The 6,158-nt window shown below is 39.4% G+C and carries 8 protein-coding genes; 1 reads left to right on the plus strand and 7 read right to left on the minus strand.

Features of this window, described 5'->3' with window-relative positions; genetic code table 11:
- Positions 1 to 9 precede the first annotated feature (9 nt).
- The 6 genes from nrfD to IBX42_RS05960 form a co-directional block, all read right to left on the minus strand.
- Positions 10 to 909 carry an NrfD/PsrC family molybdoenzyme membrane anchor subunit gene (gene nrfD / locus IBX42_RS05935; RefSeq protein ID WP_294930248.1) on the minus strand — a complete coding sequence of 300 codons (900 nt, stop codon included), beginning with the start codon at positions 907 to 909 and terminating at the stop codon, positions 10 to 12.
- Positions 909 to 1,547, minus strand: a complete 639-nt coding sequence (locus IBX42_RS05940) for a 4Fe-4S dicluster domain-containing protein (protein WP_294930251.1) — start codon at positions 1,545 to 1,547, stop codon at positions 909 to 911. Before IBX42_RS05940 ends, nrfD begins: the two co-directional genes overlap by 1 nt.
- Positions 1,548 to 1,759: 212 nt before the next feature.
- Positions 1,760 to 3,052: a histidinol dehydrogenase gene (gene hisD / locus IBX42_RS05945; RefSeq protein ID WP_294930254.1), complete on the minus strand. Its 1,293-nt coding sequence runs from the start codon at positions 3,050 to 3,052 to the stop codon at positions 1,760 to 1,762.
- Complete coding sequence (locus IBX42_RS05950) at positions 3,049 to 3,471, minus strand: DUF255 domain-containing protein (protein ID WP_294930257.1); 423 nt, start codon at positions 3,469 to 3,471, stop codon at positions 3,049 to 3,051. The genes hisD and IBX42_RS05950 overlap by 4 nt, the downstream gene beginning before the upstream one ends.
- A complete protein-coding gene (locus IBX42_RS05955; RefSeq protein WP_294930260.1) occupies positions 3,464 to 3,988 on the minus strand; it encodes a shikimate kinase in 525 nt (174 codons plus the stop codon). The genes IBX42_RS05950 and IBX42_RS05955 overlap by 8 nt, the downstream gene beginning before the upstream one ends.
- A 69-nt stretch (positions 3,989 to 4,057) precedes the next feature.
- Positions 4,058 to 4,975 (minus strand): hypothetical protein, encoded by a 918-nt coding sequence (locus IBX42_RS05960; protein ID WP_294930262.1) that lies wholly within the window; start codon positions 4,973 to 4,975, stop codon positions 4,058 to 4,060.
- On the opposite strand from IBX42_RS05960, the gene IBX42_RS05965 reads away from it, so the two are divergent.
- Complete coding sequence (locus IBX42_RS05965) at positions 4,956 to 5,330, plus strand: hypothetical protein (protein WP_294930265.1); 375 nt, start codon at positions 4,956 to 4,958, stop codon at positions 5,328 to 5,330. The two genes, IBX42_RS05960 and IBX42_RS05965, sit on opposite strands and share 20 nt — an antisense overlap.
- Before the next feature lie 40 nt (positions 5,331 to 5,370).
- Here IBX42_RS05965 and IBX42_RS05970 read toward each other — a convergent pair whose 3' ends face one another.
- Entirely contained in the window at positions 5,371 to 5,811 is a 441-nt protein-coding gene (locus IBX42_RS05970; RefSeq protein ID WP_294930268.1) for a hemerythrin domain-containing protein, read from the minus strand.
- Positions 5,812 to 6,158: the final 347 nt, after the last annotated feature.

Genomic DNA, 6,158 nt, shown 5'->3' on the forward strand with positions numbered 1-6,158 from the left:
TATTTCTCCCTAACTCATTGGTAATAATTGTGGAATGATTAGCCATACATGCTTAACTATAGCAAGCCCGACTAATGCTAAAATAGCCGCCATTTTTAAAATACTATCACTTTTGCCGGCTCTGCTTAAAAGAACAAAGAGCATCGGTAAAATATAAGCTATCCACTGACCAAGCCAGAACATAACAGTATATGGTCCATCACCCTTAATATAATCTATAACAGCAGCAATCTCTTCTGCCTTCATTGAACCGAATATATACTCTGACATATAGATTATAAACGCCATTAAAGCACTAAGCCCTAGGACTACACCTAAAGTATTTTTCGCCTCTGCGCTTAGCTTGTTTCCGCCAAGAAGTATCATAAATGCCGAACCTGCAAGAAGTGCTGCTAAAATCATTTGAGCAGACTCTGCCGGCATCTGCCAAAGTTCGCGAGCAGTACACTGAGCCATAAGAGCGGCTGTATAAAGTGTTACCGGAATAGCAAGAATTGCTGTCCATAATAGCACTTTGTCAAATGTTTCATTCTTTTTCTTATATGCAAGAAATACCAAAAGCACTAAAAGACCTAAAAATGCTGAAGCCATAAATGAGCCCCAAGCAATCGCCGATGAGAAACTAGGGTAAACAAATATATGCCACATTCTAAATGGTTGATGTAGGTCTGCTAGTGTAAACAACAAGAAAATATTAATAAATATAAATGCAACTATCGCTGTCGGGAGTCTTAAGTTTTTAACTGACTCAGGATGCATTCTAAGAAGCACAAAGAGTATAAGAATAACACCGGTACCGATACTTTTTGCCCACATATTAACAGTAACTAGCCATGGCCATACTATCCCCGGAATTGCTACGTCTAAAGTAACTACAGCATTTGTAGCTGCTAAAATTTCATGTGCCATTAGTGGTTCCCTCCCGCTGGAAGTGTTGTGATATTGTTAAAGAGTGAGTATCCATCAATTCTCTCTGAAGCAAGAGGGTTAAGAGTAACGTTTCCGCCGCCTACATAGTAGTGATGAGGATTAGTTCCTTTTTCAGGTTTACGAACTTGAACTCCACCTTGATGAACCTGAATATACTTAGAGATGTTTGAGGCAGGATCATCCAAGTCTCCAAAAATATTTGCCTGAACAGGACATGCAACAACACACGCCGGCATCATACTTGAAGCAACACGGTGCGCACAATATGTACACTTATCTGCCGTTTGCGTCTGAGGGTCAATATAGATAGCTCCGTAAGGGCAAGCCATAACACAACCTGCACAACCAATACAACGCTCTTTGTCAATGTTGACAATTCCGTTTTCAAGATAGTGAAGTGCGCTAACTGGACAAATTCTCTCACACGGTGCATTTTCACAGTGATTACATCTAAGCGGCGTAAATGTTCTTCTTGTTTCGGGGAAAGTTCCCACATCTACATATTTAACACGAAGTCTCCATGTACTAAGCGGAACTTCATTTTCCACTTTACATGCGATTTCACACCCTTTACATCCCATACACAGATGCAAATCAACTAGGAAGCCTAATTGCATATATTCTCCTTAATAGCCTTTTGACAGACAGATATTTTAGTTTTATACTACGCGTAATCTATATAAAAAGAATCCCTTATCCTATGGACATATGGTTTTCTTACTATGGGTATATTATCTTTATAAAGCTTAAACTAATTATAGAAATGTGATTATTTTATAATATTTTTTATAACTGGGAAGATTTGAAAAGTAAAAAATAGAGGGTGGCTTTAACTATCAAGCCTTACCCTGACCGAGAGTTCATGTGCGTTTAATCCCTCGGTATTTGCAATAAGTGCACACTCTTCCCCTATCTCATTAATAGCTCTTTTGCTAAAAAAGATAATGGAAGATTTTTTCATAAAGTTTTCAACTCCAAGAGGTGAATAAAACTTTGCCGTTCCGCCTGTTGGAAGCGTATGATTTGGACCTGCAACATAATCGCCTATCGCCTCAGGCGTATTGTGCCCCAAAAAGATTGCTCCCGCATGTTTTATAGACGCAAGAAGCTCAAAAGGGGACATCGTGGCAACTTCTAGATGCTCTGGCGCTATTTGGTTCATTAGCTCCACAGCCTCGTCCATGTCGGAGGTTACGATAATAGCCCCTCTCTCTTCGATGGACTTTCTTGCAATTCCTTGTCGCGGAAGTTTTAAGAGCCAATTCTCAAGCTCTATTTTCACCTCATCTGCCAACTTTTGCGAAGGCGTTATTAAGATAGAACTTGCCATCTCATCATGCTCTGCCTGAGAGAGCATATCTATAGCCATATGAGAAGCATTCGCGCTCTCATCCGCCAAGATACCTATCTCACTCGGTCCTGCAATCATATCTATATTGACCTCTCCAAAGACCATTTTTTTTGCGGTTGCTACAAAGATATTTCCCGGTCCGGTAATAACGTCAACTTTTGGAATGCTCTGCGTGCCATAAGCCATAGCCGCAATCGCGCTTGCTCCGCCGACCTTGTAAACATCACTCACTCCGCAAAGATGACATGCCGCAAGCAGAAGCTCGTTTGGTTCATTATCAGGTGTCGGGGTGCATACGACTATATTTTTAACTCCGGCAACTTGGGCAGGGATGACATTCATCAAAAGAGAGGACGGGTATGCCGCTTTTCCTCCGGGTATATAAAGACCCGCACTGTCAACGGGTGTGACTTTTTGACCCAAAATTATCCCGTTCTCTTCGCTGTCAAACCAAGATTTAGGTTTCTGCTTTTCATGGTAGCTTTTTATTCTATCGTATGCCAGATGCAGGGAACTTTTAAGTTTTTCGTCAATATTGTCATAAGCTTTCTTCATCAACTCCGTAGATATTTTCAGATCTTCATCGCTAAGAGGAGTCCATTTGTCAAATTTGGCAACATGACGCTTAAGCGCCTCATCTTTATCTTTTTTTATCTCGCTTATGATATTTCCGACTATTGCCGTAACAGACTCTATATCCATCTTGCCGCGCTCAAGAAGCTCGCTAAACTCTGCTTTAAAATTGTTGCTTTTTGAATTTGTGAAAATCATTTTTTGTTTTTTTCCTTCTTATACTCTTCTTCGACAATGGAGAGTGCCTTTAGAAAATTTTCGGTATTCATAGCGCCCATAAGCGCCTCAAACATCGGCTGACCGCTTGGCATCAAGAACCAAATAGCCGGTGTTCCCGGTCTCCAAAGCTCCTCTGGAAGATAATCATTCTCATCGCTGTATGAAATCACTGAAATGAAATTTTTGTTCAATCGTTCCACTACCCTTGCGTCTTTAAAAGTAGTCTCATCCAGTATTACACAATATTTACATTTATGGCTTGATGAGACAAACAGCACTGGTTTGTCCTGCTTTTGTGCAGTTGCAGTACCTTCATGATAATCTTTTGCCCAATTTATCTCCGCGCCGAAGAGATTTATCGCTATCCCCAGCAGTAAAAATATATAAAATTTACGCATGTTCTTTTACCTTTTCTAAAAGTTCTTTAGCACACTCGAGTGCGCTTTTATCGGTCACGTCAATCACGATATCTGCAACAGCCATATACTCCGGCAGCCTCTCTTTATAAAGCTCCTTTGCCTTTTTCAAATCATTTAACAACGGTCTTTTTTTAAGTTTTTTTGACGCATTGGGATGACTTTTGATTCGCTTTAGTATTTTATCAAAAGAGGAGTTTAAAAAAACAACAACTCCTATATCTTTTAGATTTTCCTGCTTATAAAATCCGCCTCCGGTTGATATAAGAGTGTTGCTAACTGAGTTCTCCAGCCACAAAGAGACTCTCTTCTCCAAATCTCTAAAGTACTTTTCGCCGCTTTGTTCAAATATCCGCTTAACGCTTCTATTTTCCATACTCTCTATCAAATCATCCGTATCAACCGACATATAATCAGATATTTTGATGAGTTCTCGGGCAACACTACCCTTGCCTACACCCATAAAACCTACTAAAATAATATTTTTACGATTCGGCATTTACTACCTCCTTATACTCTACTAGAAGTGCTAATATATGGCACTTTGCACTCTGAATTTTTCTCACTTTTAGTTTTCTACTTTCATTGTAAACATGCTCATGTCAAAATCAGGTTTGGTTTTGATAGTTTTTAGATATATCAAAACCGCAATAACGATATTGTACTCCAATATTAACATGCTTGCTATAAACACAAGCGCAGATATCTCTAAAAGATAAGGCATAAAAAAAGAGAGGATAAAACCGATAAGTGATACTATAAAGAGCACAAACTGCGCTGTTGCAAGTTTTTTGTTGACCATCTCATTCATAGTAGGAATACTCATATATCCCTTTGCATTAAGATGAAACCAAATCAAAAACGGAACTATCTTATAGAGCATTCCCGACATTATAGAAAAGATAAATCCTCCGCCTATAAAAATGGAGACAACTACTATATACTCTGCGTTAAAAAAATCGTTTATGACCCATGAGAAGGTACCAAGAGTCATAAAAACAGCCGCACTTCTCCAGTACCAGATTGTTACGTCGCTTACTTTTCTGCGGCGGGCATTGAGCTTTATGTAAACCGTTGTCGCAAATGCCCAAAAAAATGTAGCAATCCATATCTTTGCCGCCACTGCGTATGAATCAAAAAATAGGTTAAGCAGCAGCCACAGAAGAAGTCCCATGCTTATAAGCCAAACAACCCTCTGCTTACAAAATCTTTTAAACTTCGGTGCAACATAAAACATAGGCAAAATATGAAAAGTAACCCCGATTATCAAAACTCCTGCAAAACCAAAGATTGCCCAGACACTATGGACATTTGCAAAGAGCAAGTGTGAATCGGAAAATCTACCGATTCCATACGATGCCAAAAGATGCACTCCTATCAGTGTTATAAAAAGAGCAAAGACTAAGCCTGTAATTATAGCCCTTATACTTGCAGTAAAATTGATAACATTTTTAAAAGCAGCCAACATGGAGATAATTATCAGCAAAAAACCGCCACCCAACAACACGGATGCTGCGAGTAGCAAGATTGATATGTTTAACCACAACCCAAAAATCATGCAAAGAGTACCCGTTAGCAAAAATATATACGATATTTTGGAGACCAAATCTACCTTTGCTATTTTAACTCCTGCTAAAACAGGCAACATTTGGGTAAGTGCACCGAACATTACAAAGCTTAAAAAACCGATAGTTATTGCATGCGTGATTACAATTGCCTCCATTGAGTGTCTGCTAGTAAGAGCAGCGGCATCACTAAAAAGGATTAATATCCCTGCTAAAATAGCAAAAAGAGGTGCCGTTAGAAAAAATCTAAGAGGTGCTGATATGGGCGGTGCTTGATCTACCGAGAGTCCGTCAAAATCCAAATCTATATCTTCTACTACTCTACAATCATTGAACGCATCATATCGACTATGCGGTCTGATTCTGCGCTTAGGTGCTGCTGTGCCATCGTGTAGAGCATCTGCTCCTCTTTCATATTGTGCTGCTGCATTAAAATCATCAATGTTTCGCTGCTTCCGAAAAACTTATCCTTATCCTTAGTCTCAATCGCTTTGCCCATGTCCGAGATAAGACCTCTCATCTGCGTGTGCTCATGTCTCATCATGGCAGTAGGACCCTGAGTCATTCCCGTTTTTTGCTCAAACTCCACAAACATGACACGCTCTTCCATCTGAAAATGTCTCTGGGTACCATAAGCAAACGCATCATATGCCTCTTTTGCACTCTCTATCGAGTTGGCTGCAGCATCTTCCATTGCTGCAAACAGTTCGTCGCATCGACCGTGATCTGCCGCTAAATACTCTTTAATACTACTCATTGTTTTTACGCCTTAATGATTAAAATTTTCGTATTATATTAAAAATAATTTAAATAAAAATTACTGCATGTCAATTTAAAGGGCACTTCTAAAAATCCTATAAAATCTCAAAGCCTAAAAAAGGAGTGAGATTGTGCAAAACTTTTTTTGAGTCATAGCCGTAGCTATGGCGATAAAAAATTTTGTGCAAGATTGCTCCTTTTTTAGGCTCCCAAAGGGCAATAGAGCAAACACGCTACTGCTTCGTTGAAATCACTTGAAGCTACTAGTAGCTCCTGCGTAATTTCGCCTCGCATTAGCATATTTGCTCTATTGTTGAAAACTTATAGGGTTTTTAGAGGCGCCCT

Source organism: Sulfurimonas sp. (assembly GCF_014859695.1).
GTDB lineage: Bacteria > Campylobacterota > Campylobacteria > Campylobacterales > Sulfurimonadaceae > Sulfurimonas.